Raw genomic sequence first — 17,085 nt, 5'->3', positions numbered from 1 at the left:
AGCCAAGTCGACAGGCAAATTTCGACCCGATGCTGTCATTGGGGCTCATCGAAGGAATGACCGGAACACAAATCAGAACAGTCAGTATCGCGAAATGGAGGGCTGCGAAAAAGACGGCCCTGGCAGTCGTAACGGCGGTTGTTGGCGGCCCCGCGGCGAGGCAGTTGAATCGCGCGCGTGCGGCAGGCAGCAACGCCGCTGTTCATACCCTCATCTGTTCTTGCTCACCGCCGTGCTCTGCCACCCTTGAGCATAAGCGATTGCAAAACTCACGCAGTTCACAAGCAACGTGCGGCGCTGCCTTGGCAGACTACCCTCAAGCTTGCCCCAGTAAGAACGAGCGCACATAGGCACTCATGGCCGCTGCTCTAGTCCCGATACCCTGGATCTATCCGATCGAGTTTGCGTCTGAGTGCCGCAAACTCAATCGTCCCTTCCGGTACGCGTTGCATACCCTGGAACTCGCTTAGGTCATTGCGCGATCTGGCCGCCACCGGCGCACTGATAAGATTTGGCGTACCGCAGGCAGCGGCATCAACCTGAATCTGACACGCCCGCTCCAGCCGGTAGAGCCGCAGAAAACACTCCGGCACCGATGCCCCTGTCACCAGCAAGCCATGATTGCGCAAGACCAGTGCTTTCGCCGAGCCGAGCGAACGCACTATGCGGTCCCGTTCGTCGAGATAGAGCGACGCACCCTCGTAATCGTGATAGCCGATGTTCTCGTAGAACACAGTCGAGAACATCGAGATCGGCAGCAGGCCCTCCTTGATCGCGGCGATCGCCATGCCCGCGCGCGAATGGATATGCATCACGACCAGGTTGCGCTCGTCGTGCATCAAGTGGATCGCCGAATGGATCACGAAGCCCGCATAGTTCACCGAGCTGTTCGCGTCCGACACCACCTTGCCGTCCACATCGATCTTCACCAGGCTCGACGCCGTGACCTCGTCGTAATTCTCGCCGAACGCATTGATCAGGAAATGGTTCTCGGGCCCCGGAATGCGTGCCGTGAGGTGGCCGTAGATCTGCTCGGTCCAGCCGAAATAATCGACCAGCCGGTACGCGGCCGCCAGTTCGACGCGCAGCGTGCGCTCCGCGTCGCTCATGCCGTGCGCGCTGTCTTGCGTCAGCGGCAAGTTATCCATTGTGGTGATCGAACTTGCAGACATATTTCTCGCCTCCACTAAAATGCGGCATCGCGGCCGCGCACCGGCCCGTTTTTCATCACACGACGCGTTGCTCGACTGCGTGCTCGACACCGCGCCCAGCGTTGCTCGAATCGTCGTCGCCGATTGGCGCATTGAGCCGGCGATCCTTCGTGTCAGGTAAGCCGAAACCCGCTATCAGCAACGCCAATGCGAGCAAGCCGACCGGATACCACAGCCCAAAGTACACGCCGCCGTTGGCCGCCACCATCGCGAACGCGACGCTCGGCATGAAGCCGCCGAACCATCCCGCGCCGATGTTGTATGGCAGCGAGATCGCGGTGTAGCGGATCCGCGTCGGGAACAGTTCGGTCATCCAGGCGCCCGCAGGCGTATAGATCATCGCCAGCAGGGAAAGCAGATACGTCATGATGCAAATCAGCACGCCGCGATGCACCTGCGCCGGATCAGCCCGCGCCGGATAGCCGCTTGCCGTCAGCGCCTTCTGAACGTCTGCCTGGAACTGCTTTTCCCGCGCGGCGAAGGCGGCCTTCGGCATGCCGGTGCCGTCGAACGCCTGCAGTTTCGTATCGCCGATCTGCAGCAACGCCATCGAACCGGCTGGCAACGTCTGATTCTCGTACGACACCATCCGGCTTGCCAGATAACCCTTCGCAATGTCGCATGACGAACTCAGCGCCGCCGCGCTCACCGGATTGAACTGCAACGAACAATTACCGGGATCGGCGTACACGACCACCGGCGCGGCGCGTTGCGCGGCTTCGAGCGCTTCGTTGCCGTAGTGCGTCATCAAACGAAATGCCGGTTGCAGCGTCAAGACCGCGAGCAGCGTGCCGATCAGGAAGACGGGTTTGCGACCCAGCCTATCGGTCAACCAGCCGCACACGATGTACATCGGAATGCTCAGTAACAACGAAGGCAGCATCACCCAGTTGATCGTGACCGGATCGATTCCGAGCGTGCGCGCCATGAAGAACTGCGAATAGAACTCCGACGTATAGGCGATGACGCCGATCGCCGTATTGACGCCGAACGTCAGCAGAATCGCCGTGCGCAGATGCCGCCATTCACCGAACGCTTCGCGCACCGGCCGCCGCTTGTCACGCGCGGCCGCTTTCATCTCTTCGAATACCGGCGATTCCTTCAGCTTCAGACGCAGCCACATCGAAATGCCGAACAGCACGATCGAGGCAAGAAACGGAATCCGCCATGCCCATTCCGCCAACGCGCTCTCGCCGGAAATTGTCCGGGTCACCAGCGTGGCCGACAACGCGAGAATAATGCCGGCCGGCGTCATCGCGCTCAGCCACGAGGTATCCTTGCCGCGCTTGGACGGCTCGGAATGCTCGGCCACATAGACGAGCGCGCCGCCATATTCGCCGCCGACGGCAAGACCCTGCAGCACCCGCAGCACGATCAGCGTCGCGGGCGCATAGATGCCCCAGGTTGCGTAGTTGGGCAGCAAGCCGACGAGAAATGTGGGCAGCGCCATCAGCATGATCGTCGCGACGAAGGTGCGCTTGCGGCCGACCAGATCGCCGATCATCCCGAACACGAGCGAACCGAACGGCCGCGCGACGAAGCCCGCCGAAAACGTCAGCAACGCGAAGATGAACGCCGCGGTCTCGTTGACGCCGGAGAAAAACTGCTTCGCGATGATCGGCGCGAGTGCGCCGTAGAGCAGAAAGTCATACCACTCGAATGCCGTGCCGAGTGACGAACTGATGATGACCTTCCATCTTTCCCTGCCGCTGAAATCGGCGCGGGCGGATGCTGTACCCATGTTTCGTCGTCTCCGTATTGCCGGGCACTCGCGGCGCCACGCCGCTGAGGCGTGGCCCGCTCTCCCCGGTCATTTTTTTCGCTGCATGCCGCCGGAACGCCGGCGTGTGACGCCTGCCGCTTGCCGCCCGACGCGCGGATCCCTTTCTTTACCGCACAGCTCGTCAGTGCCCGAGCTTATAGACTCGCGTCGCGGTGTCGTGAAAGAGCGCCGCTTTTTCGTTTGCCGATGCACCCGAGGCGATCCGCTTGTAAGCGTTCCACATCACCGGATAGCTGCACATGCCCTTGTCGACCGGCGAATTGGTTTCAAACATGCAGCGCTCGGCGCCGAAGCGTTCGATACACGCATCCATGTACGGTCGCCATGCGTTCGCCAGTTCGCCGGACGAAGGGGGCAACGGCTCGCGATGAAATTCGAAACCGGCGATCGCCATTGCGAGGCCGCCCAGTTTCACATAGGCATTCGGGCACTGCGCGAGTTCATCGATCGCCGCGAGCCACTCACGGAACACTTCATCGCGACGGCCCTGGTAAGGCCCGACACCGAGCGGGCCGCCCAGATGGTTCATCACGACCGGAAGCTCCGGAAAGGCTCGCGCGAGGTTCGCCAGTTCCTTGATCTGCGTGTGATAGAGCCATGCGTCGAAGCACAGGTTGAACGCGCCGAGCCTGCCCACGCCGCGCCGGAACGTGGCGTCGTTCATCAGGAACAGCGGCGGCGGCGTCAGCAGGCTCGCCTGAAACGACTCATGACGCGCGACGATATGGCGGACGCTGCGAAACCGGCCGCCGCCGGCATCGATATGCGCCTGCAGCACGGCATCGACTTCGTCGCCCAAGGTCAGATCCGCATAGCCCACAATGCCCGCGCAGACGCGCGTCTTCACACCGCGCCGCGCGGCTTCGTCGGCCACCGAGGCGACGAACTCCGTCTCGCCGACTGGCTTGAACGCCTCCGGTCCGTCGTGGCGATAGGCATAGCCGCATTGCACGTAGACGGTTGCGGTGATGTTGTGGCCCGAACCGGTGTCGGCCAGCAAGTCATCGAGCAGATAACCGCCATCGCGTTCCCACAGATGATGATGCGGGTCCACGATCGGCAGATCGGGTTCGATGATGTCTTCGTGCAAACGGTCCAGCCACGCGGGGTTCAACTCGACATGCTTGAAAACGGGAAGTTCGGTAGTCGACATGGGAAGTCCTCGAAAGCGTCGTGTGTCCTTGGGGTTCAGCCCGCGATCACGGGCTGATCGCCGACGATCGTCGTGCGGTGCATCACGCGCCGCTCGGTTGGATCGAACGACGTCACCTGGTGCATCGTGCAACGGTTGTCCCACAACACCACGTCGTCCGTTTCCCAACGATGCGAGTAGACGAATCGCGGCTGCCCGGCGAATGCCGCGAGTTCGGCGATCAGCGCGCGCGCTTCGTCGCGCGGCATGCCTTCCACGTCTTCGTTGTAGATCGGGCTGATATAGAGCGACTTGCGTCCGGTCACCGGGTGTTTGCGCACCATCGGCTGCCATACCGGCGGCATCGCCGCGCGCTCCGCGTCGGTGAGCGGCTTGAGCTTGTTCTGCTTTTGCAGGAACTCGAAATCGTGCAGCGCGCGGCGCCCTTCGACCTGTTTCTTCAGCGCCTCGGGTAGCGCGTCGTAGACGGAATACATGTTGGTGAACTGCGTCTCGCCGCCGGTGCGGCTCACTTCGATCCCGTGCAGCAGCGCGCCGGTGCACGGCACCGCGCGATAGCTGCTGTCCGTGTGCCAGAACTGCGCGAGCGACACTTGCCGCGCGGTGGGATGATCCGGCGGCATCAGCGTGCCTGCTTCGTCCACATTCGACACACGAAAGATTTCGCGCACCCGCTTCGAGCGGATGATGTCCTGATGGAAGATTTCCGGCTCACCGAAGCTGCGTGTGAATTCGACATGCTGCTGGTCGTCCACGTGCTGCTCGGGGAACACCAGCACGAGATGCTCCATCCAGATGTCGTGCAATTCCTGATAGGCGGCGGGGTCGAGCCGATGGCGCATATCGACGCCCAGTACTTCGGCGCCCAGCGCATCGCCTAGCCTGCGAGCCTTGAAGCGATTAGCGGTAGCGGCGGCGGTGGAAGCATTCGCGGCTTGAATTGACATGGTTTGTGTCTCCTGAATTTGGGTGGATGGCGCACGTTCTAGTCGGCGAACGAGAAACCCATCGCACGCGTGTAGTAGTAGATGCCGCCGTCCTGCACGATCAGGAACATGGCGCGCTGATCGCCTTCGTTGTGATGCGAATGCACGGCCACCGGCGGTGTGATCGTGGTCGCCCACTGCGACCAGTCCTTGCGTTTGCCGTCGATCATCGAGAAGCAGCCGTCGCCGCGAATGATCAAGGCGACCGCCATCGAGTTATGCCGGTGCGGACGTTGCGCGACACCCGGCGGCAACGAGTTCATCGCGACCGTGAGCGTCGGCAGCACGTTGCGGATCGCCTCCTGACGCTCCGACGAAAAAATCAGCGCCGAGCCGGCAATATCCTGGCCGCGGCCGACGTCGTAGATCAGCTCGATCTGTCGTTCGATTTCGTCGGCCGGATAGTGCACGACCGGAGTCGGCGCGCCGCCAGCGATCGGCGCGCGCAGATGTTCAAAGGCAAGTTGCGGCTCGTTCGTGACGATCCACAGCACGGCGTCGGCGTCTGGCGCCGCTTGATAACGATGCTGGATGCCGCCGGGCAGCACGAACACGTCGCCCGCACTCCAGTCGACCTGTTCGTCGCCGCACACCGTCTGGCCGCTGCCGACCATCACATAGGCGATCACCCCGCTCGCGGCGAATTCGGTGTTCAACGTTTCGCCGGCGCGAATGCGCGCGTAGCGCACGAGCGAAAGGGGTGTGGTGGCCGGCACCGGAATCCGCAACTGCGCGGACAGATCGCAGTCGATCAAACCGGTCGGCGTGGCCGGATTCAACGCGCGCGCAGGCTCGGCGGTGAACGCGTGGTCCGGCACGGGCGGCAGCTGGATATTGAAGGCGTTGCCCGTGTTGAAATAGCGCGCGGTGCGTTGCGCGGCGGTTTTCGGCGCGGCGGCGCGCTGCGCCGGCAAATCCGCGATCGACCGCGTGGGAGCGGTTGTCGACATGTCTTCCTCCAGGTTCATCAGCTTCCGGCCGCGCGGCGGCGGGCCGGATTCTTTCTTTGTACCTTCACGTTAAGCGCCTGCGTGGTTCGGGTCAAACGGGAAGTTCTTGTCGATACCTATCACTTCCCCTTATCGAAGCCGCAGCAAAACTCGCGGTCAGGCGGCCTCAGGCTTCGTGGTTGCCAACAGCGCGGCGGCCATCGCCTTGAGTTCCTTGCGCAGCACCTTGCCGGTCGGCGTGGCCGGCAGTTCGCTACAGATCTCGATGCGATCGGGCGCCTTGTAACTCGACGCAAGCGCCCGGCAATGCGCGCGCAACTCCTCGCTCGTCACGGTGGCGCCCGGTGCTTTCACGACGAACGCGACGATCATCTCGCCGCGCTCGGCATCAGGTACGCCAGCCGCTCCCGCGAGCGCGACGCCTTCGTGCTGGCGCAGGATTTCTTCGACTTCGGCGGGCGCGACGTTGATGCCGGCGCGCTTGATCATCTCGGTGTTGCGGCCGATGAATTGCAGACTGCCGTCGTCCGCGATGCGGCCGATGTCGCCGGTTTGCAAATAGCCGTCCGCGCTCCGGCATTCCGCGTTCAGCGTCTCGCTTTTGCCAGTGTAGCCGGGCGTGATGCGCCCGGCGACTTCGATCATGCCGGGCTCGCCCTGCGCGACCGGCATGCCGCTTTCCGCATCGACGATGCGCAGCCGCACGCCGGGCAGCGGCGGCCCCTGGCAGTGCTTGCGCTCGTCGAGCGGCGTGTGGTGCCACGTTACACAGCAGTTGCCATACGTTTCGGTCTGCCCGTACACATTGCAGATTTCGCGGACGCCGAGCACATCCGCCGCCGTCGCGACATCCTGCGCGCTGCCGATGGTGAGGCCGGTGCGCAAACTGCGCGTACGTTCACGCGAAAACGATGGATGCGTGACCAGTGCGGTGGTCGCAGCGGGCAGCGTGTATAGCGCCGTGCACCGATGCCGCTCGATCAGATCGAGCGCGCCTGCCGGCTCGAAGCGGCTTTGCAGCACTAGCGTCGCGCCGTGCGTGAAAGTCGCGCACATCGCGTTCGCCGAACCGTACGACCAGAAGAGCGGCAGGCTGAGCAATACGCGGTCGTCACGGGTATAGCCCTGCCGCTCGCCGATGTTGAAGCCGTTCTCGATCACGTCGCCATGGGTGAGCCGAACGGCTTTCGGAAACGAGGTCGAGCCGGACGTGTAGAGAATGAACGCGTCGTCAGTCGGACAGGCGCCGTCGCCGGGCGGCGGCAGCGTGTCGAGCGGCACGGCGTGGCGGCAGAGATCGGCATACTGCGAAGCTCCCGCAAAGCCACCGTCGCTCACGCAGACCACCCGTTGCAACGCGGGATATTCCGTGCTGAGCGCTTTGCCGGGGCACGCGTCGGCGAGACCAGGAATCAGCGCGGCGAGATCGGCAGCATAGTTCTGGTCGCCGAAACATTCGAGCGTGAACAGCACTTTGAGTCCCGCGTCGCGCAGCAGGAAATCGAGCTCGGCGCGCTTGGACCACGTACTCACAGGGACCGTCACCGCGCCGAGCAGCGCCGCGCCGAAACAGATCTCGATCCACTCGGTCCGGTTGCTGAGCAGCAGCCCGACACGGTCGCCCCGTACCACGCCGAACGACCGCAGGCATGCCGCGACGCGCCGCGCGCGGATTTCGAGTTCACGCCAGCCGACGTGCTCGTCGTTAGCAATCACCGCGGGTTGGTCGGGCGCCTGCGCCGTCATTTCGCAGAGAAGATCGAACAGGTTTCTGCTTAAAGGTGCTCGCATCATAAAGCTCATGTGATGAAGTGATTGCCGTTGTGAACGCATCCTGCCGATGCTCACGTTTCGATAAGGCGGTGATTCATGCGCCGGAGCCAGCGCCAGTTGCGGCCCCCACCGCATTCAGGTCTTCGCGATAGGTTTCCCGCGACTTCAGCGCCACGATGAAACTGACGAGACAGAACAACGCTCCGAACGCGATCACATACTGTGCGTGCGGCACGCCCCCGCCCGCGGCCAGCAGCGCACCGGCGATCAGCGGTGTGAAGCCGCCGCCCAACGCGCCCGCCAGTTGATAGCCGAGCGATGCGCCGGTGAAGCGGGTGCTGGTCGTGAAGAGTTCCGTAATGAAAGCGCCGAGCGGGCCGAACATGAAGCCGTGCGCGAGGCCCGCCAACGCGAAGCCGAGCACCAGCATGCCGCTGTCGTGCAGCGTCGCGAGATAGAGCAGTGCGGAGATGTTGGTCGCCATCAGCACGGCGGCGGCCATGAACACCGGCCGGCGGCCTACCTTGTCGGACAGCCAGCCGCCGCAGAACATGCCGATCACCTGGCACAGCGCGGCGGCGGTCGCCGCATTGAGCGCAATCACACGTGGAAATCCGGCCTGCACCGAATAGGCGATGCTGAACGGGCTGATCAACGCGCTGATCACAAACGGCCCCGACACCATCAGCGCGGCCTGCAGCACCTGGCGCCATTGCGTCTGCAACACCTGAGCCAGCGGCAGACGCGGCGCTTTACGTTGCGCTTCGTCCTTGCGTTTCTGCTCGAGAAATACCGGGCTTTCCGAAATGCCGAGGCGCATCCACAAGCCGATCGCAATCAGCAGCACCGCGCCGAGAAACGGCAGACGCCAGCCCCATGACAACAACTGCGCTTCCGGCAGACGCGACACGAGTCCGAACGCGGCCGTGCCGAGCAGCAGCCCTGAACACTGGCCCATGCCGATCACGCAACTCCACAGACCGCGCTTGCCGGGCCCTGCGTGTTCCAGCGTCATCAGCAAACCGCCGCCCCATTCGCCAGCCACGGCGAGGCCTTGCAGCATGCGCAGCGCCATCAATAGCAACGGCGCCCACAGGCCGATCTGCGCATAAGTGGGCATGATGCCGACTAGCATTGTCGCGACGCCCATCAGCACGATGCTCGAGATCAGCATCTTCTTGCGGCCGATGCGGTCGCCGAAATGGCCGTAGATCACGCCGCCGAGCGGGCGAACGAGATAGCCGATCGCAATCGTCGCGAATGCGACCAAAGTGCCGCCGGTCGAACCCAGTTCCGGGAAGAACAGCACATTGAACACGGACGCGCTGGCAATGCTGTAAATAAAGAAGTCGAACCATTCGACCGTGCTGCCCACATAACTGGACATGACGACCCGAATGCCCAGGCGGCGTTTGGCGTCGGCTGAATATTCATCGGCCGGCGCTGCATAACCTGCCTGCAACGTGTGCTCACTGCTGTTCGCTGACATGACGCTCTCCTCGACACTCTTGCAAAAGCCGCGGCTGCCCAAAAAAGCTCGGCACGCGCCGCCGCCCGGATAGTTGGCGCTCAGAACTTATGACGGATCGCGACGCGCGCGAGGTACTGATTGACGCTGCTCGACGCGGCCATCGGATAGATTCGCGCGGTCTGTGCATCGCCTGCCGCGCGCTGATAGACGCCCATCAGATACACGTCGGTGCGTTTCGACAGGAAGTAATCGAGCACCACGTTGAACTGATGCCAGCGCGGTTGCTCATCCGTCACATCGACGTTGCCGCGCGTGAACGTATAGGCGCCGCTCAGCCGCAGGAACGGCGTGAAGTAATACGAGCCGTCGAATTCGAAGTTGTCGAAGCGCACGTTCGTGCTGGGCATCTCATACAGCACGTGCGAATACACGATGCCGAACATCGCGCCGCCCAAGGTGTAGGTGCCCGCCGCCGAGGCGATATATTCGTTCTGCACGCTGCCGGCGACGAAAGTATTGGCCAGCGCGGCATAATCGGAGGTGGTGCCGCTGCCCGACCCGCCGACCGCGCCATTGGTGCCGAGGCCAGGATGATCGAGCTTGATCACGCCGCCGCCGAGCGCGATCGCACCGTTCGCATAGCCGGCTCCGAAGCTCCATGCGCTGTTCTGGTTGAAGCCGCCAGCGGTATTACTGAACGCGTACATGGCTTCGGCGGACGCGCCGCCAAAGGTGGGCGTCTTGTACTTGACCGTGTTGTTGACGCGGTACGTGTCCTGCAGATTGTCGTTATCGAGCGGATGGCCGCCGTATGCGCCCATGAACGCAACGAGGCTGATCGGCTGCACGTAGTCGACCACCGGATCGTACTGACGGCCCATCGTCAGCGTGCCGTAGTTCGAGGTGAGACCGACATACGCTTGCCGCCCGAAGAGACGGCTGCCCTGGCTCATCGAGCCGTTGTTGATGTCAAAACCGCTTTCGAGCCGGAACACCGCTTTCAGGCCGCCGCCCAGATCTTCGGTGCCGAACACGCCCCAGCGGCTCCCCTGCATCACGCTGCTCGCCGCCGTGTAGTTGCGATGGCCGCCCTGATTGCTGTTGAATGTCAGACCTTCGTCGATCAGGCCGTACAGCGTCACGCTACTTTGCGCGTACACCGTGCAGACCGAACTCGCCAGCAGTGCCGCCAGCAAAAATTTTTTCATTGCATCGTCTCCATGATTCTTTTTTTGTGTAGCCGAGGCTTTGCGGACGTGCGAAACCCTGCCCGCCGCGCAAGGCGCGGCGGTGCATGTCGTACGCCAGTGGGTAATTCAGGCGATGCGGCTGCGCCGCGCTCGCCCTGCCGCGATCATTCCGGCTCGAAGCGGAAGTCGAGCACGTCGCCGGTGCGTTCTTCGGAGAAGCGCGTCATCACCCGGCGGCCGATCCTCAGCTCTTTCGCAGCGGCTTCGCCGTCGCTCAGATCGACGCCGGTAAAGAAGCCGCCGATCGATGTGTCGGCGCCATCAAGTTGCACATAGCCGAACGCATACGGCGGATCGGGCAGGTTCTGGAACGGTTCATAGACAATCGTAAAGCCGGTGATCGTGCCGCCTGGGCCGACTTCGACCCAGTCGGTGGTCGGCTTGAGCGTCTGGTCGGAAAAGGCGCGCGGCGGCACCAGCACTTTGCCGGATTCCGCGCAGCGGCGGCCGTAGATTTTCGCGTTGTCGCGAATCTGCACGTAGAACCAGCTCGCCGTTTCACCGAGTGCATGGGTGTAAGTGATATTCCAGTTTTCCTGGCGTCGCAGAAGTTCAGTTGCCATGTTCGTATCTCCTCTCAAGCTTCAATGACCATCGTGCCGAAAATCTGGTGGTCGCCGCCGTTGCCGCTCGCGACGCCGCGTTTTGCCCCCGCTGCCTGGTGGCCGCCGGCCCTGCCCCATACCTGCAATGCGACTTCCGCGGCGCGCACCATCGCCGTGACCGCGATCGCGTTCGTGCAGAGCGTGCCGCCCGACGGATTCACCGGCACCTTGCCGCCGAGTTCGAAGTAGCCTTCGCGCATCAGTTGCACCGACTCGCCTCGTTCGCACAGACGGGCGGCGTCGATCGAATGAAACTCGGTGTTGCTGAACGGCGAGTACAGTTCGGCGACGTCGATCTGCGTGCGCGGATCGGTTATCCCCGCCATCTGATAGGCGCGGTCGAAGGCGCGGCCCAGCGCGAACGCATCAGCGTGATCCGCGATCGGGTTCGATGCCATCCGGTCGCCGAGCCAGTAGGTTTCCGCGCAATGCGCGAGGCCCGTGATCCACACTGCGTCCAGATGGTTCTCGCGGATATAGCGCTCGGAGGCGAGCACCAGCGCGGCGCCGCCGCTCGATTGCGGGCAGCAGTCCATCAGCTTGATCGGCCACGAGATGCAGCGCGAGGTCAGCACGTCCTCGATGCTCACCTGCTTGCGCAAATGCGCGTTCGGATTGAGCGACGCATGCCGGCGGTTCTTCACCGTGACGCGCGCCATGTCTTCCTGCGTCATGCCGTAGCGCTCCATGTAGCGCACCGCCGACATCGCCAGCATGTTGATCGTGCCGAGCGGCAATTGACGTTCGTACGACGGATCCCAGATCTTGTTGAGCACGGTCTGCGAGTCGCCGCATTCACCGACCTTGTCCGCGCCGGCGGTTAGCACGACATCGCAGGCACCCGACGCCACGTGGTAATACGCGGAGATCACGCTCGAAATACCCGTGGCGCCACCTGTGTTGATGCGCAGGAACGGCTTGTTGCGAGCGCCCACTGCGTCGACGCCAAGACGCTCCGCATTGCCGATGCCGACCATCGCGTCGGGCGACAGCGAATAGACGATTGCTTCGATCTGCTCGAAGTCGAGCTTTGCATCGGCCATTGCGAGCACGACGGCCTCGCGGACCAGATCCGGATAACTGGCATCGTCGCGACGCGGCTTGAACGCCGATTGCCCGATGCCGATAATGCCAACGCGTTCCTGTGTCATGCCGTCACTCCCTGTTCACGGCCGAGCACGATCGCCGCCTGATATTGCATTGCAAAGCCGCTTGCCGCATGTGCGAGGCCGCAGCGCACGTTGTCGATCTGATGGTCGCCCGAGCGGCCGCGCACCTGATTGGCCACCTCGGCGATACGGATCAACCCGTTGCAGAAGACCGGGTTGTGCGTGAGCACGCCGCCCGATGGATTGACCGGCAGCGCGCCGCCGCGCTGGAATTTGCCCGCTCGAATCTGCTCGGCCCATTGCTCGCGTGCGCAAAGCCCGAGCGCTTCATAGGCGAGCAGTTCCGTGTAAGGCGTCGCGTCGGTCACTTCGGCGACGTCGAACTCAGCGGCCGGATCTTTGATGCCTGCCGCCTTGTAGGCCTGCTGAGACGCGCTTTCGAGCGCGGGAGCACGGCCCAGTTCGCGATCGCCGAGGAAGCCGGTTTCCGTGGCCCAGCCCATGCCGCGCACCCACGCGACGTTCTCGATGCCGCGCTCCTCGATGAATTCCGGCGACGCCAGAATCATGGCGACACTGCCGGTCACCGGCTGCGAGGTCATCGACGGCACGAGCGGCCAACGCGCGAGCCCCGCTGCCGGCCTTGTGGTCGGCAGAGCCTGCTCGCCGTGGTGACGGTTCTTCGCCGCGACGCGCGTCGCGAGATCGCGCACGCCGGGCACCTGCGCTTCAAGCGTGGCGGCCTGCAACGCATGCGCGGAGAGTTCGTCGAGCGGCAGGATGCGGTGGAAGTACGGATCGGCGCCGAGCCGTTCGGCTTCCGAGAGCGACGATGCCTCAGTCGGGCTCCACGACACGATCAGTTGCGTGCGATAGTGGCCCGACGCGACACGCAACGCCCCCATCACGAATGCGTGCTCGGAAGCGGAAGGCGTCGACAGGATGTCGCGATCGACGCCGCCCACCGGCCCGGAGGCCATCATCACCGAGATCGCGCGGCCGTCGAACTGATCGTTCGAGGCGACCACGATGCCGTCGATGTCGTCGATCGTGAGACCGGCATCGGCAAGCGCCATCTGCACGGTGTCGTACATCATCTCCTCGAGCGAACGGTCCTGTCCCCTGATGACCGGGCGTATCGCGCAGCCGATGACGCCGGGCTGTACCTTGTAAGTCATATGAGAGTCCCTCTGGTTGATATCAAACAGTCGACCGGTGCCCGTCGAAGCAAGCCGCGAATGCCGGATCGGCAGTCGTCTTCGATGGGGCGCGCACGGCGGGTGGCACGCCGTCGATCCACGCGGGAAACAACACCTGTAAATCGTGATGAGGACCGAGGCGCAGCAGATTGCGCGCGACGTGATGCGGCGCCTCGACGGCCTCGCCGAGATCGAGCACGAGCGTCACGCAGCAGTCCGCCGCGGCGAAACGCTCGATGCATTCGGCGGCGCTCAAGGTCGCGAAGAACGCGTCGAGCTCACCGATCAGTTCGGTTTGCGGCAACGCGTCCTGATGACGCGCGAGCCATGCCGGTTGATGCGCTGCTTCACAGAACGCCCGCCAGAATTTCGCCTCGACTGCGCCGAGCACCACGTGCCGCGCGTCGCGGGTGCGGTACACGCGGTAGTACGCTGCGCCGCCGTTCAGATAGGTATCGTCCGTCTGCGGCGCGACGCCCGTGGCGCCGTATCCCGCCAACGCGAACTGTTGCAGCAGCATCGGCGTATCGGCGAGCGCCAGATCGATGAAGCAGCCGGCGCCATCCACGTCACGCCGATGCAGCGCGCCGAGAATCGCGATCATCGCGAACAGCGCGCCGCTGACGTCGGTAATCGGCGGATCGAAATAGCGTGGCGGGTTGCCGTTGCGGTGCAAGACGCCCGACGCCGCCAGATAGTTCGCGTCGTGTCCGGCCTCGTTCGCGGCGGGACTACGTTGACCGTAGCCGGTGAGCGCGCAATAGACGAGCCGCGGATTGCGTGCGGCGAGCGTCGCGTAGTCGAGACCGAGCCGCTTCATTACGCCGGGACGAAAGCCTTCGATCACGACGTCGGCCTCATCGGCAAGACGCAGGAATGCAGCGACGCCTTGTGGCGATTTCAAATCCAAACGGCAGATCTTCTTACCCGCGTTGATTGCCGCATGAAACACGGGGATATCGGCGTCATCGCGCGGACCCAGTTCGCGCATGCCGTCGCCGCCGGGCGGCTCGATCTTGATGACCTGCGCGCCCATGTCGGCGAACAACAGGCCGGCGAGCGGGCCGGGAATGTAGGCGGAGACGTCGAGTACCCGTACACCCTGCATGAATGAATTGAAGCGGGACATTCGCGCGCTCCGTTAAAGCACGGCCGTCGGCGCGAGCGGACTGCCCGTCGCGCCGACAATCGGAAGTGCGCTCGCCATCAGAAGAAACGTGCTGCGCTTGTGCGACGCGATCTCTTTCAGGCTCAGGCCTTCGAGCAGCGGCACACCGTAGTCGCGAATCAACCGTTGATGGACGGGAAACACCTGGCCCGCGAGAAACGGCAGCACTTCGATTGCGTAGTTATCCGCACCGATTACCGCTACATCACGTTGCGCGAGCCACAAGGCCGCTTCAACATCGATGCCCGGTTCGATATCGAACGAAACATCCTTCACGCCCGCCTGGCTTTCGAGCCAGCCGGTGCGGATCAGCACCGCATCGCCCCGCCCGATTTCGACGTCGGCGGCCGCTGCGGCTTCGAAAAGATCGGCACGGCCGATCGCGTAGTCCGCCGCAAGCGGCTTGCCGCGCAGCTGGACGAAATCGAGCAGCACGGCGCGTGTGACGATCGGCGGCATCTTGTCGACACCGAGCCGCACAGCGCCCGTCGTGCTGCGAATCGTGTTGCCGGGAAAGCCGTTGTAGAGTTCGTCGTCGTACCATGCGTGGCACAACGCGTCGATATGCGTGCCGATATGCAAAGGCATCACGACGCTATCTTCGGAAAACTGAAAACCACCCGGACGACGGCCGCCCGCGGCGTAATCAGCGCCGTCGCGATTCATGAAATGCTGCAGGCCACAGCGGTGTTTCGGACCGGGCGTCTTCGCCGAAAGCGGTTGCGCGAGGCTCACCACTTCGCCGGATTTCACGAGCGATACCGCGCGCCGCACTTGCTCCGGTCCGATCAGATTGAGTGCGCCGAGCTCATCCTCCGCGCCCCAGCGCTGCCATGCTTCTTTCATGTCCCGTTCGCCTTTGGATTTGACGTGGTTCGCTAATCGCGTCGTGTCGCTGCACAACGCTATCTCCGTGAACACACGTTAAGAGGCGGCCCCTATGAGGGTCAAACGGGAAGTTCTTGTCGATATCGATAAGTTTTGGCGTGACTGCGCCGTGAGCGTGCAGCGGCGGGGCCTGACGAGTTGCGTCAGTTGATGCTGAAGGGATGTAGATCAGGGACAACCCTGTGCGGCGCGAGCGTGTTGTTGCACCGCGGCAGACGCGTTTTCGAAAAACGCGCAGAAGTATGGTGAATTTCGCGTGTGATGCGCGATTCGCAGCTACGCTTCCTGCGTATCGATGCTCGGCAAACGCGTGACGTCGACGACGATCTGCGCGATATCGGCCACAGCGGGGTCGATGCTTTCGGCGCGCGTCGCGACGAAAAACGGCAGCGGACGCAGCGGCGGATTGGCGCTCACCACGCGCAGCGTTCCCGCTTCGAGGTCGGCGGTGACGAGATCGAACGGCATCATGCAGATGCAGATGCCGGCGCGCACGACGTTGAGCATCGTCGAAAGACTGTTGCAGTAGTTGATCGTGGTGGGCGTGGCTGCCCCGTCGGCGAACCAGCCCTGCATGACCGAGAAGGTGCGCGCATCGCGCGATAGCGAAATGATAGGCAGCGTGGCCAGATCGCGGGGCCGCGCGCTCATCAGATCGCCCAGCAACGAAGGCGCGCCGACCCACACGAAGTTCATCGCGCCGATCGGCACGAGTTTGGTGTCCGGATCGTCGACCGGGCCGCCAACCACTGCAATATCGATCGAACCTCGTTCCAGCTTGCTCAGCAGATTCGCGTTCAGATTCACGTCGAATTCCACGTCGAGGCCGGGATAACGTTCCTTCAACCGGTTGATGATGGTGATCAGTGAGCGCATCGCGATCACCTCGCCGACGCCGATGCGCACCAGTCCCTGCCCGACCACGAGCTTGCCCGCCGCGACCCGCAGGCGCGCCGCTTCGGCCACTACACGCTCGGCATGCGAGAGCAGTTCGCGGCCTTTGAGCGTCAGCGTGACGGTGCGACCGATGCGCTCGAACAGCAGCACGTCGAGTTCGCTTTCGAGTTCACGAATTCGAGAGGACACGTTGGCTTGCGACGTATGAAGATATTCGCCGGCGGCCGCGAAGGTGCCAAGACGGGTGATCCAGTAGAACGTTTCGAGCTGTTGTATGTTCATTGGTCGTTGTCTCCTCGTGATCGCCGCCGCGCGCATTCAATAGGATCGAAGCGTCGTCCGTGCATATCAAGCCGCATAATGCACCAACTGAAGGAAGTGGAAAGACCGAACGGAGGCAGTGTTTTCCCGCAAGAAGGACGACGGTCGCGACGAGCCTATTGAGGCGTTCAGCGCAATGCTGCGCGCAATTATCCCGGTAAAGTCACCCTTTCGAAGTCAAATGTCATGCCAGCAACAGACCGTCGCACCCGACCACTGACAGCCCGAAACTGGCCGAACCCGGTCCGATACCGAATGGATCACCGATCCGCCATCGGGCGGCCTGGCGTCCGGCTCAGTTCGACCCTGAGCAGCCACTCC

At 63.2% G+C, this 17,085-nt stretch carries 14 protein-coding genes; all 14 read right to left on the bottom strand.

Annotation, left to right across the window (positions count from 1 at the left end; genetic code table 11):
• Positions 1-368: 368 nt before the first annotated feature.
• On the bottom strand, positions 369-1,172 hold the full coding sequence (locus tag ACQKRQ_RS26480) for a class II aldolase/adducin family protein (RefSeq protein WP_427480489.1): 804 nt from the start codon (positions 1,170-1,172) through the stop codon (positions 369-371).
• 55 nt (positions 1,173-1,227) lie between these two features.
• Entirely contained in the window at positions 1,228-2,952 is a 1,725-nt protein-coding gene (locus ACQKRQ_RS26475; protein ID WP_427480488.1) for an MFS transporter, read from the bottom strand.
• A gap of 163 nt (positions 2,953-3,115) precedes the next feature.
• Positions 3,116-4,147, bottom strand: coding sequence for an amidohydrolase family protein (locus tag ACQKRQ_RS26470; RefSeq protein WP_427480486.1), 1,032 nt, complete (start codon positions 4,145-4,147; stop codon positions 3,116-3,118).
• Positions 4,148-4,182: 35 nt separating this feature from the next.
• Positions 4,183-5,094, bottom strand: a complete 912-nt coding sequence (locus tag ACQKRQ_RS26465; RefSeq protein WP_427480484.1) for a TauD/TfdA dioxygenase family protein — start codon at positions 5,092-5,094, stop codon at positions 4,183-4,185.
• Between the two features lie 38 nt (positions 5,095-5,132).
• Positions 5,133-6,083, bottom strand: coding sequence for a cupin domain-containing protein (locus ACQKRQ_RS26460; RefSeq protein WP_427480482.1), 951 nt, complete (start codon positions 6,081-6,083; stop codon positions 5,133-5,135).
• A 156-nt stretch (positions 6,084-6,239) separates the two neighbouring features.
• Positions 6,240-7,877, bottom strand: coding sequence for a class I adenylate-forming enzyme family protein (locus tag ACQKRQ_RS26455; RefSeq protein WP_427480481.1), 1,638 nt, complete (start codon positions 7,875-7,877; stop codon positions 6,240-6,242).
• A 73-nt stretch (positions 7,878-7,950) separates the two neighbouring features.
• Complete coding sequence (locus tag ACQKRQ_RS26450; protein WP_427480479.1) at positions 7,951-9,345, bottom strand: MFS transporter; 1,395 nt, start codon at positions 9,343-9,345, stop codon at positions 7,951-7,953.
• 80 nt (positions 9,346-9,425) lie between these two features.
• Positions 9,426-10,535 carry a porin gene (locus tag ACQKRQ_RS26445; protein WP_427480477.1) on the bottom strand — a complete coding sequence of 370 codons (1,110 nt, stop codon included), beginning with the start codon at positions 10,533-10,535 and terminating at the stop codon, positions 9,426-9,428.
• Between the two features lie 146 nt (positions 10,536-10,681).
• Entirely contained in the window at positions 10,682-11,140 is a 459-nt protein-coding gene (locus tag ACQKRQ_RS26440) for a Zn-ribbon domain-containing OB-fold protein (protein ID WP_427480475.1), read from the bottom strand.
• Between the two features lie 14 nt (positions 11,141-11,154).
• A complete protein-coding gene (locus ACQKRQ_RS26435) occupies positions 11,155-12,333 on the bottom strand; it encodes a thiolase family protein (protein WP_427480473.1) in 1,179 nt (392 codons plus the stop codon).
• Positions 12,330-13,469, bottom strand: a complete 1,140-nt coding sequence (locus ACQKRQ_RS26430; RefSeq protein ID WP_427480471.1) for a thiolase family protein — start codon at positions 13,467-13,469, stop codon at positions 12,330-12,332. The genes ACQKRQ_RS26435 and ACQKRQ_RS26430 overlap by 4 nt, the downstream gene beginning before the upstream one ends.
• A gap of 22 nt (positions 13,470-13,491) precedes the next feature.
• Positions 13,492-14,619, bottom strand: coding sequence for a CaiB/BaiF CoA transferase family protein (locus ACQKRQ_RS26425; protein WP_427480469.1), 1,128 nt, complete (start codon positions 14,617-14,619; stop codon positions 13,492-13,494).
• 12 nt (positions 14,620-14,631) lie between these two features.
• The gene (locus tag ACQKRQ_RS26420; RefSeq protein WP_427480467.1) at positions 14,632-15,504 is read right to left on the bottom strand and encodes a cyclase family protein; all 873 of its coding nucleotides are present in this window, start codon (positions 15,502-15,504) and stop codon (positions 14,632-14,634) included.
• Positions 15,505-15,822: 318 nt separating this feature from the next.
• Complete coding sequence (locus ACQKRQ_RS26415; protein ID WP_427480465.1) at positions 15,823-16,725, bottom strand: LysR family transcriptional regulator; 903 nt, start codon at positions 16,723-16,725, stop codon at positions 15,823-15,825.
• Positions 16,726-17,085: the final 360 nt, after the last annotated feature.

This window comes from Paraburkholderia sp. NPDC080076, from assembly GCF_050281145.1.
Lineage (GTDB): Bacteria > Pseudomonadota > Gammaproteobacteria > Burkholderiales > Burkholderiaceae > Paraburkholderia.
Note: the sequence above shows the minus strand (reverse complement) of the source record. Positions and strands in the feature narration are given on the sequence as shown.